General features: G+C 32.6%; 15 protein-coding genes. 8 read left to right on the top strand and 7 right to left on the bottom strand.

Features of this window, described 5'->3' with window-relative positions; genetic code table 11:
• Nucleotides 1–16: 16 nt before the first annotated feature.
• The 5 genes from B4G36_RS13660 to B4G36_RS13640 form a co-directional block, all read right to left on the bottom strand.
• A complete protein-coding gene (locus B4G36_RS13660; RefSeq protein WP_052217917.1) occupies nt 17–664 on the bottom strand; it encodes a 7-carboxy-7-deazaguanine synthase QueE in 648 nt (215 codons plus the stop codon).
• 4 nt (nt 665–668) lie between these two features.
• On the bottom strand, nt 669–1,544 hold the full coding sequence (locus B4G36_RS13655) for a bifunctional 5,10-methylenetetrahydrofolate dehydrogenase/5,10-methenyltetrahydrofolate cyclohydrolase (RefSeq protein WP_125349219.1): 876 nt from the start codon (nt 1,542–1,544) through the stop codon (nt 669–671).
• Nucleotides 1,545–1,693: 149 nt separating this feature from the next.
• Nucleotides 1,694–2,116: a hypothetical protein gene (locus tag B4G36_RS13650; protein ID WP_291064348.1), complete on the bottom strand. Its 423-nt coding sequence runs from the start codon at nt 2,114–2,116 to the stop codon at nt 1,694–1,696.
• A 123-nt stretch (nt 2,117–2,239) separates the two neighbouring features.
• On the bottom strand, nt 2,240–2,653 hold the full coding sequence (locus B4G36_RS13645; RefSeq protein ID WP_038336563.1) for a hypothetical protein: 414 nt from the start codon (nt 2,651–2,653) through the stop codon (nt 2,240–2,242).
• A 1-nt stretch (nt 2,654) separates the two neighbouring features.
• Complete coding sequence (locus B4G36_RS13640; RefSeq protein ID WP_291064347.1) at nt 2,655–3,656, bottom strand: NAD(P)H-dependent glycerol-3-phosphate dehydrogenase; 1,002 nt, start codon at nt 3,654–3,656, stop codon at nt 2,655–2,657.
• Between the two features lie 96 nt (nt 3,657–3,752).
• Here B4G36_RS13640 and B4G36_RS13635 point away from each other — a divergent pair, with 96 nt between their 5' ends.
• The 8 genes from B4G36_RS13635 to B4G36_RS13600 all read left to right on the top strand — a co-directional run bounded on the left by B4G36_RS13635 (nt 3,753) and on the right by B4G36_RS13600 (nt 12,573).
• Nucleotides 3,753–5,171, top strand: coding sequence for a lipopolysaccharide biosynthesis protein (locus B4G36_RS13635; RefSeq protein ID WP_291064346.1), 1,419 nt, complete (start codon nt 3,753–3,755; stop codon nt 5,169–5,171).
• Between the two features lie 2 nt (nt 5,172–5,173).
• Nucleotides 5,174–5,608 carry a dUTP diphosphatase gene (gene dut, locus B4G36_RS13630; RefSeq protein WP_291064345.1) on the top strand — a complete coding sequence of 145 codons (435 nt, stop codon included), beginning with the start codon at nt 5,174–5,176 and terminating at the stop codon, nt 5,606–5,608.
• A 98-nt stretch (nt 5,609–5,706) separates the two neighbouring features.
• Nucleotides 5,707–6,729 (top strand): sugar nucleotidyltransferase, encoded by a 1,023-nt coding sequence (locus tag B4G36_RS13625; RefSeq protein WP_291064344.1) that lies wholly within the window; start codon nt 5,707–5,709, stop codon nt 6,727–6,729.
• A gap of 5 nt (nt 6,730–6,734) precedes the next feature.
• The gene (locus tag B4G36_RS13620; protein WP_291064343.1) at nt 6,735–7,523 is read left to right on the top strand and encodes a DUF4292 domain-containing protein; all 789 of its coding nucleotides are present in this window, start codon (nt 6,735–6,737) and stop codon (nt 7,521–7,523) included.
• A complete protein-coding gene (locus tag B4G36_RS13615) occupies nt 7,523–9,190 on the top strand; it encodes a murein hydrolase activator EnvC family protein (RefSeq protein ID WP_291064342.1) in 1,668 nt (555 codons plus the stop codon). The genes B4G36_RS13620 and B4G36_RS13615 overlap by 1 nt, the downstream gene beginning before the upstream one ends.
• Nucleotides 9,191–9,227: 37 nt before the next feature.
• Entirely contained in the window at nt 9,228–9,410 is a 183-nt protein-coding gene (tatA, locus tag B4G36_RS13610; RefSeq protein ID WP_291064341.1) for a twin-arginine translocase TatA/TatE family subunit, read from the top strand.
• Between the two features lie 81 nt (nt 9,411–9,491).
• A complete protein-coding gene (locus tag B4G36_RS13605; RefSeq protein ID WP_291064340.1) occupies nt 9,492–10,103 on the top strand; it encodes a DUF4254 domain-containing protein in 612 nt (203 codons plus the stop codon).
• Between the two features lie 268 nt (nt 10,104–10,371).
• The gene (locus tag B4G36_RS13600) at nt 10,372–12,573 is read left to right on the top strand and encodes a M1 family metallopeptidase (RefSeq protein WP_291064339.1); all 2,202 of its coding nucleotides are present in this window, start codon (nt 10,372–10,374) and stop codon (nt 12,571–12,573) included.
• Nucleotides 12,574–13,071: 498 nt separating this feature from the next.
• Here B4G36_RS13600 and B4G36_RS13595 read toward each other — a convergent pair whose 3' ends face one another.
• Together B4G36_RS13595 and B4G36_RS13590 are read right to left on the bottom strand one after the other, a co-directional pair.
• Nucleotides 13,072–15,210, bottom strand: a complete 2,139-nt coding sequence (locus B4G36_RS13595; protein WP_291064338.1) for a S9 family peptidase — start codon at nt 15,208–15,210, stop codon at nt 13,072–13,074.
• 9 nt (nt 15,211–15,219) lie between these two features.
• A complete protein-coding gene (locus tag B4G36_RS13590; protein WP_038334703.1) occupies nt 15,220–15,567 on the bottom strand; it encodes an arsenate reductase family protein in 348 nt (115 codons plus the stop codon).
• Between the last annotated feature and the right edge of the window lie 39 nt (nt 15,568–15,606).

The raw sequence follows: 15,606 nt of genomic DNA, 5'->3' as shown, positions 1-15,606 counted from the left end.
TTAAACAGATAAATTTCTAAGGAATATCCAAATATTTGTGTGTTTGTAAAGAATAACGCCATTTTGGATTTTCTTTTACATATTCCACAATCAATGGAAGGTTTTTGTCGCGTTTGCTCCACTCTGTTTGTAAGAAAAGCGTACAATCTTTTCCAACTCGAGCAGCTTGTTCTTCAGCAAATTGAAAATCGTGATTATTGAACACAATACATTTCAATTCATTTGCAGCTTCGCAAACTTCGTCTAACGGCAACATTAATTTCTTCGGAGAAAGACAAACCCAATCAATTTCTCCGCTCAACGGATAGGCACCCGAAGTTTCAATATGGATTCTTGCACCTTTTTCGTGTAGTTTTTTTGTCAAATAAGTCAAATCCCACATCAAAGGTTCTCCTCCTGTAATGATGATTGTTTTGGCTTGAGAAGTTGCCAAATCCACCAATTCATCAACATTAGTTAAGGGATGCTTTTCAGCATCCCAACTATCTTTTACATCGCACCAATGGCAACCAACATCACAACCTCCTAATCGAATAAAATAAGAAGCCACACCTGTGTACATTCCTTCACCTTGAATTGTGTAAAAATGCTCCATAACAGGCAATAATTTCCCTTCTTGTATCAATTGTTGTTCTTCTGCAGTTGTTGATGCAATGTGTATCATAATTTTATTTTTTGTTGTTGTATGCCAACAATGTGTTTTTTAATAACATAGCGCGTGTCATTGGTCCAACTCCTCCTGGAACTGGCGTTATCCACGATGCTTTTTCTTTTACATTATCAAAATCTACATCACCAGCTAATCTAAATCCTCGTGGATTAGTTTCGTCATCAACGCGTGTAATTCCTACGTCAACGATAACCGCTCCAACTTTTACCATATCAGCTTTTAAGAAACCAGGAACACCTAATGCAGTGATCACAATATCAGCTTCTTTTGTAAATTGTTCTAAATTTTGAGTTTTCGAATGAGTTAATGTTACTGTACTGTTTCCGGGATTTCCATTTTTACTCATCAAAATACTCATTGGGCGACCAACGATGCGAGAACGACCAATCACAACTGTATGTTTACCAGCTGTATCAATGTTGTAACGCTCTAACATTTCCATAATTCCGTAAGGTGTAGCAGGTAAAAATGTTTCCATTTCTAACGCCATTTTACCAAAATTCATCGGATGAAAACCATCTACATCTTTCTTAGGATCAATTGCATTGATAACCGCTTCTTGATCGATGTGTTTTGGTAATGGCAATTGCACGATAAACCCGTCCAATGTATCATCATTGTTCCATTTTTCAATTTCTGCAATCAAATCTTCTTGAGAAATTGTATCAGGCAAACGTAATTCTGATGACTCGAAACCTACAAAATGACAATCCTTGATTTTATTGTCAACATAGGTCTGAGAAGCACCATTACTTCCTACTAAAATTGCACCCAAATGTGGTACACGAACTCCTTGGTCTTTGTAATTCTGCACCAGCTCCTTGATCTCTTGTTTGATCTCTTTTGCCAGTTTAATACCGTCTAAAATTTGCATTGTTTTGTTGTGTTTGCGCAAAGATACGGACAAATTGGAAAATAAATCATTAAGTTTTGAGTTGATGATTTTCTGATTAAATAGAAAAACCACTTCGTTGTGAAGTGGTTTTAGATTATTGATATTTTTTCTGCGATTCTTTTAAGTAATTAAAAACTTGTGTTGTGTTCATTTTTTTTAGAATTTATATTAAAAATAAACATGCCAGTTTCGAAATTGAAATAATAATCTTTTTCTCCATTTTTCAATTGAAACCATTCCAACAAACCATTTGTAAGATTAACACCAATCCAATTGATTTGTGAAGTTTTCAGATCGAAAATAAAATTATCATTCGGATTATTTGTGGTGATATAATGTGTTTTGTCGTCCAAAACATATAAAACACCACTTCCTTGAAACGCTTTCATTTTTAAGAATTTTGATTGTAGATTTCCAAAGTTATAACGCAAAACTGCTTTAAATTCTACATTTGGAGGAACTTGTGTTAACAAAGCATTTTGTTTCTTTTCGCGTGATTTACATGCCCAAAAAGTTATTCCAAGAAGTAGTGCAAATGGAGAAAAAAACAAAATAATGATGATAGTAATGAAAGAATGTTATCCATAGTAGGTTGATTTAGGTTGTGTTAAGATACAAAAAAAAGCTGTTAGTTTTCTAACAGCTTTTTTGAAATTTTATAAAGTTTGATTTTATTACAAATTACTCATTTTTTCTTCTACAACTTTTCGTTCTTGTACAATCAAATGATCTTCTTCTGTCGGAAATTGAAAAATTCCAGAATTGATGCTTTCAATGCGTTTCAAGACTTCGTAAGATGCTTTTGCTTTTGTAAAATCTTCTCGATTGAGATAAATACGAATCGCTTTCATAAACGTCAAAATATTTTTCTTTTTCAATTCATCTGCCAACAAAAATTGATCGCGTTCTTCGTTTGCTTCCAATAAAGTCGACAAATTATTATCATCAATTTTGTAATACGATTGTAACATTTGATTGAAAATAATCAAAAAACCTTCATCTGCATTTCCAACTTCTAACGAAATGATTCGAGCCAATGTTTTGTTTAATTCTTGAATATATTTTGAAATAAAATCTTGTTTAATCATCTTAATTTAATTTTTTAGACAACTTTTCGAAAGTTTTTTTTGCGTTTTTATCTTCGTATAAAATCTTATGAACAGCGTTGATAATTGGCGCTTTTATTTGGTATTGCTCATTCATAATTGCCACACCTTTTGTCGCATAGTAACCTTCGGCAACCATATTCATCTCCAAAATAGCAGATTTTACGGTGTAACCTTTTCCAATCATATTTCCGAACATTCGATTTCGTGAAAAGAACGAATATCCTGTTACTAACAAATCGCCTAAATAAGCCGAATCGTTAATTTTACGCTTCATTGGACTTGCAGTTTTTAAAATATGATTCATTTCTCGAATCGCATTACTCATCAAAACTGCTTGGAAATTATCTCCATAACCCAAACCATGCGCTATACCTGCTGCAATCGCGTAAATATTTTTCAATACCGCGCCAAATTCAGTTCCGTAAATATCGTTTGAAAGTTTCGTTTTGATAAAATCACATGCTAAACAATCCGCAACAACTTGTGCTTTGTTTTCGTCTTGCGCCGCAATTGTTAAATAAGAAAGACGCTCCAAAGCAACTTCCTCAGCGTGACAAGGACCACTTACAATTCCTAATTGTTCTTCTTTTACATCGAATTTATCAAACAAATATTGCCCAACCAATTGATAATGATCTGGAATAATTCCTTTGATTGATGTTACTACAAATTTATCTGTCAACGGAACAGTTAATTTACTCAAACAATCGGCAACGTAAATAGATGGCACAACCAAAAAGATTATATCCGAATTCATGACAACTTCGTTGATATCCGTTGAAATTTTAAGCTTTTCTGACTTAAATTCGACATCAGTTAAATAATTTGGATTGTGTCTATTTCGCTCCAAATATCCTTTTACGTATTCATCTTTTACCCACCAGTTGAAAGTTTCAAGGTTTTTATTCAGCATTTTTGCAATCGCAGTTGCCCAGCTTCCGTTCCCTATTAATCCAACTTTACGATTAGATAACTCTATCATAATATATGTATTGAACAGACAAAGTTAATTAATTTGTAGCTTAGGTATTTTGAATTTTACGAAAAGAAACTCAATTTTGTAAAAATTTTAACGACTTTGTATAAAAAGCTTTTTAGTGAGACCATTATCTACGGTATTGGCTCTATATTGCCGAGGGTAATTATTTTAGCATTGAATTTTTTTATTATCAAGCAAGTTGATAATTCAGATTTTGCAATGTTTTCTCAATTATATTCTGCGGTTTCTTTCCTGAATGTCATTTTAACATTTGGTTTCGAAACAGCCTTTTTTCGTTACGCAACCGAAGAAGGAATGTATCAAAAAGTGTTGAATACAGCTTTTTGGTTTATGGTGATGAGTTCTACTGCGATGCTCGTTTTGGTTTTTCTTTTTTTACAGCCTTTGGCAGATTTTGCAAATTATAGCGATCACCCAGAATATATTTTGTGGTTTGCGTGGATTGCGTTTTTTGATGCAATTTGTGTGATTCCTTTTGCGGTTCTTCGTTTTAAAAATCGACCAATATTATATACAGCAATTCGCGTAATTCAGAATGTTTTTCAAGCAGTTTTGACAATTGGTTTGTTGTATTATGTTTCGAAAGATTTTATGCTAAGCCTTGGTTTTGATAATGCGATTTCGTATCCGTTTATTGCAAATTTATTAGCGAGTATTTTAGGTTTTGTATTATTAATAGGCGTTGTACGCCATGTTCAATTCAAATTTGATCAACCTCTTTTCAAGCAAATGTTTTTGTACGGATATCCGATTATGATTGCTGGTTTGGGTTATATTTTGAATGAAAATTTCGATAAATTAGTTCAACGACAATTAATAGATCCAGCAGCAGCGGGTTCTTATGGTGCTTGTTACAAATTAGCAACATTGATGACGCTTTTCGTTACAGCTTATCGAATGGGAATAGAACCATTTTTCTTTAAAGTTGCTAAAAAAGGAGATGCAAAACAGACGTATGCGAATATTCTGTTCTTTTTCAGTATCATTTGTAATATTGTGATTCTTGGAATTTTAGCAAATATAGATTGGATTAAGAAAATATTTGTTCCAAATTCAACGTATTGGAATGCTTTAGATATTGTACCAATTATTTTAATTGCGAATTTATTTTTCGGAATTTATTACAACCTTTCAACTTGGTACAAAGTTACAGATAGAACAAGTATCGGAACTATAATTTCATTGGTTGGTGGTGCAATCACTATTATTTTGAATGTTTTTTTATTGCCAAAATATGGTTTTATGGTTTCTGCTTGGACAACTTTATTAGCGTATGGTGTAATGATGGTGATTTCGTACATTTGGGGGCAGAAAGTTTATCCAATTCCATATAAGGTGAATAAAATTCTACTTTACATGGGAATTGCAATTGCTCTAGCATGTACAAACTACTATATGCTCGATTCTAATTTGATTATTGGTAATCTGATTCTAATCGTGTACATTTCGTTTATTGCGTTTGCGGAAAAAAACACACTTAAAAAACTAAGAAAATAAAGATGAAAGTAAAAGTTATCAACATCTCGAAACACGCTTTACCAGAATATAAAACAGCTTTATCTGCTGGAATGGACTTAACAGCTAACATTGATGCACCAATCGAATTAAAACCTTTGGAAAGAAGATTAATTCCAACAGGATTGAGCATTGAACTACCAGCAGGTTACGAAGCACAAGTTCGTCCTCGTAGTGGAATGGCATTAAAATATGGTTTAACTTGTTTGAATTCTCCTGGTACAATCGACGCAGATTATCGTGGAGAAATTGGTGTTATTTTAGCGAATGTTTCAAACGAAGCAGTTACAATCGACGATGGTGAGCGAATTGCACAATTAGTAATCGCAAAACATGAAACGGTTGAGTGGGAAGAATCAAACGCTTTAAATGAAACTGAACGCGGAGCTGGAGGTTTCGGAAGTACAGGAAAACAATAAATAATATTTTTTGTTATTCTGAGCCTGTCGAAGAATCTAAAAAAGAATTAATCCAATAATAAAATATCAATCTAACAAAAAATATTTTTAGAAATAAAATGAAAATTATTATCCCAATGGCAGGACGTGGTTCACGTTTACGCCCTCATACATTAACAACACCAAAACCATTAATTCCAATTGCTGGAAAACCAATCGTCCATCGTTTGGTAGAAGATATTGCAAAAGTTTGTTCAGAAAAAATTGACGAAATTGCTTTTGTGATTGGTGATTTTGGAGCTGAGGTTGAAGCTGATTTAATTGCAATTGCAGAAAAATTAGGAGCAAAAGGAACAATTTGTCATCAATTGGAGCCGCTTGGAACAGCACATTCTATTTGGATGGCAAAAGAAGCTTTGGATGGACCAACAGTTGTGGCGTATGCAGACACATTATTCCGTGCAGATTTCAAATTAGATATGGAGTCGGATGGCGTTGTTTGGGTAAAACAAGTTGATAATCCTTCGGCTTTTGGTGTAGTGAAATTGGATGATAATAATGTTATTACAGATTTCGTTGAAAAACCAAAAGAATTTGTTTCTGATTTGGCAATTATTGGGATTTACTTTTTCCGTGATGGGCAAAAGCTATATAAAGAAATTGAATATTTATTGGAAAATGATATTCAAAAAGGTGGAGAATATCAATTGACAGATGCATTAGAAAATATGCGTGCTGCGGGTGATAAATTTACGCTTGGAAAAGTGGACGAATGGATGGATTGTGGTAACAAAGCAGTTACAGTTGATACCAATACACGTGTGTTGAATCTGGATAAAGAAGATTTCAAAACGATTCATTCTTCTGCAAAAATTGACAATTCATTAATTATTGAACCATGTTTTATTGGAGAAAATGTCGTGATTAAAAATTCGAAAATCGGACCTTTTGTTTCATTAGGAAATGGAACGGTTGTTGAAAACTCGAATATTGATAACAGTTTGATTCAAGAAAATTCAATCATCAGTAATGCAAATCTTACAGATACTATGATCGGAAATAATGCCAAATATTATGATGTTTCGCGAAGTATCAGTTTAGGAGATTATTCAGAATTGGATTTCAAATCACACAAAGCATAAAAATTATGATCAAAAAATTAACGTATATCTTTTGTTTAGGGGTTCTTGCAACAGCTTGTAACACTCAGAAAGCAGCAAAAGTAGATAAAGATAATACAGAAGTTGTTTCGGCTTCTTCAAAAATTATTCAGCAAACCTTGTTAAAAAAATCATCATTCAAAGATGTTATTGTTAGAGGTAAAGCTTCTACAGATTTAGGAAATGTTAATGCAACTATTTCAATAAAAAATGGACAAAAGATATCAGTTAATTTGTCAAAATTAGGATATGTTGGTGCCAGTGCATTAATTACACCTGAAGGTTTCGCTGCTTATGAAAAATTAGGTAAAACATATTATGAAGGAGATTTTTCTATTGCAAATAAATTATTGAAAGTTGATTTTATCGATTATCAAAAATTACAAAATTTGATGTTAGGAAAAGTTTTCGTTGATTTAAATCCAACAGATTATACAGCGACTTTTGCGAATAATCAATATACAATTACATATAATAAAAATCAAGCGATTGCAACTTCTGCAAAAGAAGGCGAATACATACAAACATATGTTTTTGATAACGGTTTCCGATTGAAAGAAGCACATCTGAAAGATCCAAAACGAAAAATGGAAGTTGATTTGGCTTACGACAATTGGGTAAAAGCTGAAGCAGAGGAATTTCCGAAAAATGTTAAAATTATTATAAAAGAGAAAAAAACGCGTCAAATAGACTTGGAATATAATAGTTTTACGTTTCAGGAAACGAACACACCGTTCTCAATTCCAGATGGGTATAAGAAAAAAGAAATAAAATAATGAAGTTTGTTTTATCAACTGTACTTTTAACGTTGTCATTATCAGTGTTTGCGCAGGTTCCGTACAATAAAGCGAACTTACAAAAACAGAATGCTCAGCTTAAAAAAGAGATTATAAACTTAAACAAACAACTCGAGTTTAATAAGCAAAATTCGAAGTTAAATGTTGATTTTGTGCAGAATTTGACGAAAAAAATTCAGGTACAAACAAAATTAGTTAACAACTTATCGAAAGAAAAACGCTTTATCGAGGACGAAATTTATTTAACTCAATTAGAGATTAATAAACTTTCGCGCGAGTTGGTTGAGCTAAAAAAAGACTACAAACAGGTTTTGGTTCGAGCATATAAGAACAAATCTGTTGAAAATAAATTACTTTTTGTGCTTTCTTCTAAAAGTTTGGGAGAAGCATATCGTCGTATCAAATATTTAGAAAAATATTCGGCTTTTCAATTAGGACAAGCAAATGAAATTATCGGTAAACAAACTGATATTCAGACGAAAAAAGCAAAAAAAGAAAAAGCGAAAGACGAAAAAGAAAAAGTACTTTCTCAGCAAACTTTGTTTAGTCAAAATCTTGAAAAAGAACGATTAACAAAAGAGAAAGCGGTCGAAGAATTCCGTAAAAACGAAGGTGTTATTGCTGCTGAAATTAATGCAAAAGAAGCACAACAACGCCAAATTGATGCACAGATTAAAGCAATTATTGAAGAAGAGATTCGACAAGCGAAAATTCGTGCAGAAAAAGATTTAAAAGATTGGAACGAAGCCAAACGAGGAAATACAATTGCATCTTATAATGAGTATTTAAGAGATAACCCAAAAGGAGATTATGCGAAATCAGCTCGTACAGCTATTTTAAGAATTGAAAATGATGCCAAAGCATGGAATATTGCACGTTCAGCGCATACAAAACAAGCGTATCAATCTTATTTAAATCATCATCCAACAGGAAGTTTCGTATCTACAGCAAAAACAGAAGTTGCTAAATTTGAACAATTAGAACGCGAAGCTGAAGCAGAACGTCAACGCATCATTGCACAACGTAAAGCAGAAGAAGATGCTCGTCTAAAAGCTCAAAAAGAAGAAGATTCTCGTAAAATTGCAGCAGCTAAAGCTGAAGCTGAGCGTAAAGCGAAGATAGAAGCTGAGCAGAAAGTTGTTGTAAAAGTGCCAGAAAAAGAACGTGTTGTAAAAGTAGATGCAGTAAAACCGGCTGAGACTTTTGCAGAACGTCCAGATTCTGAAGGTATTTCGGGAGAATTCTCATCAAACAAAGGTCGTCTACCTTGGCCTGTTGATAAAGGAACGGTTGTAAGTAGATTTGGAGCTAATTCACACCCAATTTTATCTAATATTACAACTATGAATAGCGGTGTTGATATTTCGAGTTATCGCGGTGCTCATGCGCGTGCAGTTTATGAAGGAGTCGTTACAAAAGTGATGGCTGTACCAGGAGGAAATAAATCTGTTTTAATACGCCATGGATCTTATTTCTCTGTGTACACAAATTTATCAAGCGTAAGTGTTTCGCAAGGAGATGAAATAAAACGAGGTCAATCTATAGGAATAATTGATACAACTCCTAATGGTGAAACAGTCATGAATTTCCAAATTTGGAGCGGAATAACAAAACAAAATCCTGCTTCTTGGGTAGCGGGAATGTAATAAATTAATTATATATTTGCATTAAAATCAATTCAGTATGGGATTAGGAGGTAAAGAATGGATCGTAATCGTACTTGTTGTGTTATTATTATTCGGAGGAAAGAAAATTCCTGAATTAATGAAAGGATTAGGTTCTGGATTAAACGAATTCAAGAAAGCAACAAAAGATGATAACAAATCAGAAGCTACAAAAAGTACTTCTGACAAAAAAGAAAATTAAAATATATTTTTAATTAGATAATAGAGCATTGTAGTTGCGTATACAATTACAATGCTTTTATTTTATAAACTAAAACAAAACATGAAATTCACAGATAAAGCTTGGTCTATTTTTAATCAAAGTATCAATGATTATCACAAATATGATGATGTAAATCGTCAAATCGAAAATCCATATAGCGAAGAAGATTTAATCGCTCATTTATTGTACAAAAAAAATTGGATTGATACAGTTCAGTGGCATTTAGAAGATATTATTCGTGATCCACAAATTGATCCTGTTGAAGCACTAAGTTTAAAACGTTGGATTGATAAATCAAACCAAGAACGTACAGATATGGTAGAATATGTGGATAGCTGGTTTTTACAACAATATGCAAATGTTGATGTAAAAGCAGATGCAACATACAATACAGAATCTCCTGCGTGGGCTGTAGACCGTTTTTCTATTTTATCGCTTAAGGTTTATCACATGAAACAAGAGGTAGAACGTGAAAATGCAACACCGGAGCATAAAGCAGCTTGTCAAGTGAAATTAGATGTTTTGAATCAACAACATCAAGATTTATCAACAGCGATTGAAGAATTGTTGGCTGATTTTGAAGCAGGTAAAAAATACATGAAAGTGTATAAACAAATGAAAATGTATAATGACGAGGATTTGAATCCAGTTCTTTATGCAAACAAGAAATAATTTTCAGAAAAATTAATAAAATATAGAAAACTCATCTTTTTTAGATGAGTTTTTTTATTGCCTACAAATGTGTTAATTTCATCTAATCAAAATATTAGAATGGAAAAACTGAAATTTATTACTTGCTTTACCTTATAATCAACCTAAAAATTAACACCATAAGAATTTAAAAAGCTTCAAACTAAAAATTTTAAAATAATTATAAAGTTGAAATTACCTCATATTGAAAAATATGAGGTAATTTTATAATTACTGTAAAATTTTACACATGAAGAAAAATTATTTCAAACCCTTACTTTTAGGAATAAGTTTATTCTCGATTTCGGTTTTTGGTCAACAAGAAAAACCAAAATACGATTATCAAGAAGCTTTCAAACCATTTTTTTATCAGAATAATGCAACAGAAACTCGTTCGGCGAGTGGAAAACCAGGTCATAATTATTGGCAAAATCGTGCAGATTATAATCTGAATGTTAGTTTGAATGAAGAAAAAAATGAAATTTCGGGAACATCTGAAATTACATATACCAACAATAGTTTTGATGATTTAGACTTTTTGTGGTTACAATTGGATCAAAATTTATTCAAAAAAGAGTCTCGTGGAAGCGCTTTATTACCGATTTCTGGAAGCCGTTATGGCGATTCAACTTCTGAATTTGAAGGAGGTTATAAAATTAAATCTGTTCAAATAGACGGAAAAGAAGCGAAATACAGTGTTTCGGATACACGCATGCAAATTGATTTGATTAATCATTTGAAAGCTCGTGGAGGAAAAACAAAAATAAAAATCGAATATTCATTTGTTTCACCAGATTATGGAGCCGATAGAATGGGTGTAGAACCAACTAAAAATGGAAAGATTTTTACGATGGCGCAATGGTTTCCTCGCATGGCGGTTTATGATGACATTATGGGATGGAATACGTTACCATACTTAGGACCAGGCGAATTTTATTTAGAATATGGAGATGTAACAGCAAATATTACAGTTCCATCAACGCATTATGTGGTTGGTTCAGGAGAATTATTGAATGAAAACGAAGTCTACTCGAAAGAAGAAGTGAATCGTTGGAACAAAGCAAAAGCGAGTGATAAAACCGTTATTATTCGTTCTGCTGATGAGGTAAACAAAGCGACAAAAGTTGCAAAAGGAACAAAAACGTGGAAATTTAAAATTCAGAATACACGTGATTTTGCTTGGGCTTCATCATCTTCGTTCATCTTAGATGCAGCAAAAATTAATCTTCCAAGTGGTCAAAAATCGTTGGCAATTTCGGCTTATCCAGTAGAAAGTGACGGAAATGATGCTTGGGGAAGATCGACAGAATATATAAAAGCTTCTATTGAGCATTACTCGAAACAATGGTTAGAGTATCCTTATCCAGCGGCGACAAATGTGGCAGGAAATGAGGGTGGAATGGAATATCCCGGGATTGTTTTTTGTCATATGACTTCGAAAGGTGAAGGACTTTGGGGTGTTACAGATCACGAATTTGGACATATTTGGTTCCCGATGATTGTTGGTTCTAATGAGCGTGTTCATGGTTGGATGGACGAAGGTTTTAATACGTTTATCAATGATATTTCGACGAAGAATTTCAACAATGGCGAATATTACAAAAAGCAATCTGCACAACGAATGGCGGGTTATTTATTCAGCGATAATCTTGAGCCTGTAACGACTCAACCAGATAATATGCGCGAAAGAAATATCGGTGCATTGTTGTATTATAAGCCAGGTGCTGGAATGAAAGTTTTGCGTGAAACAATTTTGGGTGAAGAAAAATTCGATAAAGCATTGCGCCAATACATCAAATATTGGGCATATAAACATCCAACGCCAGAAGATTTTTTCCGCACGATGGAAAATGTTTCAGGAGAAGAATTATCTTGGTTTTGGAGAGGTTGGTTTTTGAATAAATGGACAATTGATCAAGGAATTAACAGTGCAAAATATGTAGATGGAGATTACAAAAAAGGCTTGATTTTGAAAGTGGAAAATTTTGGACAATTACCAATGCCAACTACTGTTCAAGTGAACTTTAAAGATGGGACTTCTCAAGAAGTTAAATTACCGATTGAAGTTTGGAAGCGTAATACAGAATGGACATTCAAAGTGCCTTCAACAAAAGAAGTTTCGACGATTAAATTGGATCCAAATGGAGCTTTACCAGATATTGATTTAAAGAATAATACATATAATATGGGTGATGCAAAACCTGTTGAAAAGATTAATCCAAAAGAATATGAAGGTACATTTACGAACAAACAAATCAATGCAGAATTTGTGTTGAAAGCTGAAAACGATAAATTGAATTTAGTTTTTGGAGGACAAACTATTCCGTTAGATTATCAAGGTGATGGTAAATTTGTGAATGAACAAGGTGGTTTGGAATTGACTTTTGCAAAAGATAAAAAGACATTTTCTGTAGAAGAAGCTGGACAAAAATTCGAGTTTACAAAGAAGTAAATTTGTTCTAAGTTCTAAGTAGTCATGCTGAACTCGTTTCAGCATCGCATCAGAAACTTGTTGATAATATTATTTTTTGGGTTTTGAATTTATTAAATTTTCAATTTGAAAAACTATAAAACAAATATTTTATTTATTATAGCATTATTCTTTTTGGTATTTTTTCTACCAAAAATTGTTGAGATCTATAGAATATCTGATTATAATTGGATTTATAGATTAGGAATTTTTAGTACTTATATTTTTCTTTATATAAATATATTTTTAGCAATTTGGAATGTTATATTAATTATCCTTAATAAAGAAAGTAGAATAAATAAATTAGTTTTTATATTAATATCATTATTGCCAATTTATGATATTTTGTATCTTTCTATTAAAAACTGAGTATAATATTAATTGAAGTAATAACACTACATTTCTAAATAAAAAAATTGATATTTTTCAACATAAAAATAACAAAAAACCACTTCGCAAGAAGTGGTTTTTTGTTGACTATTATTTTTGAGATGGAACTTCTGGTTTAAGATATAAATCGAAGTAATCTGTAATTTTTTGCATCAAATGAACGCGGTCTTTTCCACGAACATTATGCTCATGTCCAGGATAAACAAAGTAATCCATTTGAACACCATTTTTCACTGCTTCGCGAATAAAATCAATTGAATGTTGCCAAACAACCACATTATCTTGCGCTCCGTGAATCATCAATAATTTACCTTTTAAGTCTTTTACACGATTAATTAAATTTGTGTTTTTGAAACCTTCAGGATTATCTTGTGGCGATTCCATGTAACGCTCTGTGTACATAATTTCGTACTGTGTCCAATCTAAAACTGGTCCACCAGCAACTCCAACTTTGAAAACGTCAGGTTTACGCAACATGAATGATGTTGTCATAAATCCACCATAAGACCAACCATGGATTCCCATACGTTCCGCATCTACGAAAGGTAAAGTTTTCAAGAAATCAACACCTTTCATTTGGTCATTCATTTCTGTTGTTGCTAAATTTCCGTGAATCGCTTGCTCAAATTTAAGACCTCTATTGGCCGATCCGCGTCCGTCCATTGTAAATACAACATAACCTTTTTCCGCTAGGTGATCGTACCAAAGATTTCCTGTTGCAGGAAAACGATTCGTGATTAATTGCGCGTGAGGACCATTGTACAAATAAACGATAACTGGATATTTTTTCGAAGAATCAAAGTTTGTAGGATAAATCAATTTTCCATACAAATCTGTTCCATCATCTGCTTTTAATGTTACATTTTCAACTTTCGCTGTGTTGTAATTTGCTAAAGGATTTTGAGCAGTTAAGATATTTTGTTTGAATTTTCCATTCGCATCCAACACATCAATCTTACGCGGCGTGTTATCATTGCTCCAATTATCAATTGCATATTCTCCGTTCGTTGAAACCGAAACATTGTGCGTTCCTCCATCTGTTGTTATTTTACGCAATTTTCCATTCTCCCAATTCACAGCATATAAATGACGATCTTTCGGAGAATCCTTTGTTGTCATGATTAAAAATTCTTTTTTCTTCGCATTTTCTCCAACAAGATCTGTTACAATCCAATCTCCTTTTGTGATTTGGTTTAATAATTTTCCATCTGTATTGAAACGATATAAATGCATAAAACCATCACGTTGCGACCACCAAACAAACTCGTTATTTTTTCCTGGAATAAAATGTAATTCATTTTGAGGTTCTACATATTTTGCATCATCTTCTTTGAATAATGTTTTAATCAATTTCCCTGAAACAGCATCATATTGATTCAATTCCATGTGTTTTTGATTACGAGAAAGTAACGCGATATAAATATGTTTTTCATCTGGTGACCACGTAACCGAAGTTAAATAATGATCAACCTCTGGATGAGTTTCTAAGAAAGTCGTTTTTTGAGTGGTTGGATTATAAACGCCTAACGTAACGATATGATTTTTTGTTCCAGCAAATGGATATTTGATGTTTTTGTTCACTGCAGGTTGTACCGACCAATCGATAATTGGATAATCTATAACCGCTGTTTGATCCATTCTATAAAACGCCACTAAATTTCCTTTTGGCGAAATAAAAATTCCTTTGTGAATCCCGAATTCATTTTGATGAACCGATTTTCCATTCACGATTTCATATTTTCCATCTTTGGTAATTTGATGCGTTTTTCCAGCTTTATCAACAAAAAATAAATTGTTATCAACCACATATCCAACTTGATTATTTGTTGCATCAAATTCTACATTTTCTGCATTATCAGGTAATTTCAACCAATCATTTTGTTGACCAGCAGTTGTAATTGTTTTGTAACCCGTTTTTGTAGAAAAATAAGCTTGCTCATCATTGATCCAATTCAAAGAAGGAATTCTTTTATTCTCAAATTGAGAACTTCTAAAAATTGTATCCGTTTTAAGAGATGGAACTTCTTTCTTGATTAAAGCTTCTCCGTATGATGTTTTTACATTTTGCGTGTACGCATTTTGATTCGGAATCCATTGTACTTGATTTAGATTTTCGATACGTAAATTCGTCGATAATCCAAGTACAGCGTCTTCCATTGTGACGTTCTTTTTCTGAGCTAATAAACTCGCGCTCATCAAAAGTGTACTCAATAAAATTGTTTTTTTCATGTGTGATTTCTATTTCAAATATTGCCCAAGGGCTTCTAAGTTTTTCTTTTCGTTCCCAATAAAAATTTTGTCTCCGTCTACAACCACAGGACGTTTTAGGAAAGTATAATCTGATAAAATATAATTTTTGATATCATCTTCAGAAAGCTGTTGATCTTTCAATCCTAATTTTTTGTAATTCTGTGCACGACGTGAAAATAGAGCTTCGTAGTTGCCAGCTAAATTCTTCATTTCTTCTAATTCTTCTGCTGTTATCGCAGTCGATTTTATTTCATGCAAATCAAAACCTGTAAAATCAAACTCTTTCATAATACGTTTGCACGTATCGCAAGTTTTCAAAAAAAATATTTTTTTCATTTCTCAAAATCTTTGGTTTTGTAAAGATAAATAAGTTTC

Origin of the sequence: Empedobacter sp. UBA3239, assembly GCF_002362875.1 — a bacterium.
GTDB classification, from domain to species: Bacteria; Bacteroidota; Bacteroidia; order Flavobacteriales; family Weeksellaceae; genus Empedobacter; species Empedobacter falsenii_B.
This window is presented reverse-complemented; position numbering and strand designations above follow the sequence as displayed.

Excerpts from the sequence above, each read along its gene's own strand:
- B4G36_RS13660 (WP_052217917.1), bottom strand. The coding sequence starts at position 664 with ATGATACACATTGCATCAACAACTGCAGAAGAACAACAATTGATACAA.
- B4G36_RS13655 (WP_125349219.1), bottom strand. The coding sequence starts at position 1,544 with ATGCAAATTTTAGACGGTATTAAACTGGCAAAAGAGATCAAACAAGAG.
- B4G36_RS13645 (WP_038336563.1), bottom strand. The coding sequence starts at position 2,653 with ATGATTAAACAAGATTTTATTTCAAAATATATTCAAGAATTAAACAAA.
- B4G36_RS13640 (WP_291064347.1), bottom strand. The coding sequence starts at position 3,656 with ATGATAGAGTTATCTAATCGTAAAGTTGGATTAATAGGGAACGGAAGC.
- dut (WP_291064345.1), top strand. The coding sequence starts at position 5,174 with ATGAAAGTAAAAGTTATCAACATCTCGAAACACGCTTTACCAGAATAT.
- B4G36_RS13625 (WP_291064344.1), top strand. The coding sequence starts at position 5,707 with ATGAAAATTATTATCCCAATGGCAGGACGTGGTTCACGTTTACGCCCT.
- B4G36_RS13620 (WP_291064343.1), top strand. The coding sequence starts at position 6,735 with ATGATCAAAAAATTAACGTATATCTTTTGTTTAGGGGTTCTTGCAACA.
- B4G36_RS13615 (WP_291064342.1), top strand. The coding sequence starts at position 7,523 with ATGAAGTTTGTTTTATCAACTGTACTTTTAACGTTGTCATTATCAGTG.
- tatA (WP_291064341.1), top strand. The coding sequence starts at position 9,228 with ATGGGATTAGGAGGTAAAGAATGGATCGTAATCGTACTTGTTGTGTTA.
- B4G36_RS13605 (WP_291064340.1), top strand. The coding sequence starts at position 9,492 with ATGAAATTCACAGATAAAGCTTGGTCTATTTTTAATCAAAGTATCAAT.
- B4G36_RS13600 (WP_291064339.1), top strand. The coding sequence starts at position 10,372 with ATGAAGAAAAATTATTTCAAACCCTTACTTTTAGGAATAAGTTTATTC.
- B4G36_RS13595 (WP_291064338.1), bottom strand. The coding sequence starts at position 15,210 with ATGAAAAAAACAATTTTATTGAGTACACTTTTGATGAGCGCGAGTTTA.
- B4G36_RS13590 (WP_038334703.1), bottom strand. The coding sequence starts at position 15,567 with ATGAAAAAAATATTTTTTTTGAAAACTTGCGATACGTGCAAACGTATT.